We start from the raw sequence: 1,105 nt of genomic DNA, 5'->3' as shown, positions 1-1,105 counted from the left end.
ACGCCACCGTCGACACCACCGGTCCAACCGTTGTCATCAGCACCACAGACAGCAACCTGTCAATCGGGGAAGCCACAACGCTGACCTTTACATTCAGCGAGTCGGTCAGTGGCTTTACCGCAAGCGACATCGTTTCAACGGGCGGTACGATCAGCAATCTGGTGCAATCGGCAAGTAACCCAGCGGTCTGGACAGCTACCTTCACTTCAACGGGTGGTGGCTCACCGAACGTCAGCCTACCTGCAGGTAGCTATACCGATCTGGCTGGCAACGCAGGCAGCGCGGGTAGTTTGAGCCTCAACAGCGATCCAATCGCTACCAATGACAGCTACCTGGTTTCCGGGCTGGTTGGCCAGTACTTTGGCTATAGCGAAGGGGTTAACGGTGCCAATCTGACCAACCTCAATCAGGTAGAAACCTTTATCAATGGCCGGGATCCCACGGCAACCTTCACCGCCACAAGCTTGAACTATGGCCCTATTGGTAATGGCGGTTTGGGCAATGGCACGAACCTACAGACCTTCCTGGGTGGTGATGCCTCAAGCCTTTCGAGCGACCCAGCAAATACCTCTGATGCCATTCTCAAGCTTAGCGGGTTGATTAATCTGGCCGCTGGTAACTACCAATTCCGCGTAACAGCGGATGACGGCTTCAGTATCCGCATCAATGGCCAAACAGTTGCAGAGTACAACGGTAACCAGGGGCCAACAGCACGTGAATCCGTGGTATTCACGGTGCCAGAAGGCGGCGCTCAGCAGTTCGAAATTGTCTATTGGGATCAGGATGGCAATGCTCAGCTGACCGTTGAACTGCGCCCCCAAGGCGGTAGCTACAGCGTCGTGGGTGGCAGCTCGTTACAGCATGAGAACCCAGCGCTGGTAACCAACGAAGATCAATCGCTAACAATCAGCCCTGCAGTTCTGCTAGGCAATGACAGTGATCCCGATGGCAACCCGATCAGTATTGTCAGTGTGCAAGATGCGACCCATGGCACTGTCACATTGGTTGACGGTAACGCCGTGTTCGTCCCTGAGGCCAACTACAACGGCGTGGCAACCTTTACCTATACCGTTAGCGATGGTCTCGGCGGTTTTGCTACTGCAAC

At 54.8% G+C, this 1,105-nt stretch carries 1 protein-coding gene; it reads left to right on the top strand.

Annotation, left to right across the window (positions count from 1 at the left end; translation table 11 throughout):
- Positions 1-1,105, top strand: a 1,105-nt coding sequence (locus CFY91_RS15610) for an Ig-like domain-containing protein (protein WP_243392524.1), incomplete at both ends; no start/stop codon positions are given.

Origin of the sequence: Pseudomonas fluvialis (genome assembly GCF_002234375.1) — a bacterium.
Taxonomy (GTDB): domain Bacteria; phylum Pseudomonadota; class Gammaproteobacteria; order Pseudomonadales; family Pseudomonadaceae; genus Aquipseudomonas; species Aquipseudomonas fluvialis.
Note: the sequence above shows the minus strand (reverse complement) of the source record. Positions and strands in the feature narration are given on the sequence as shown.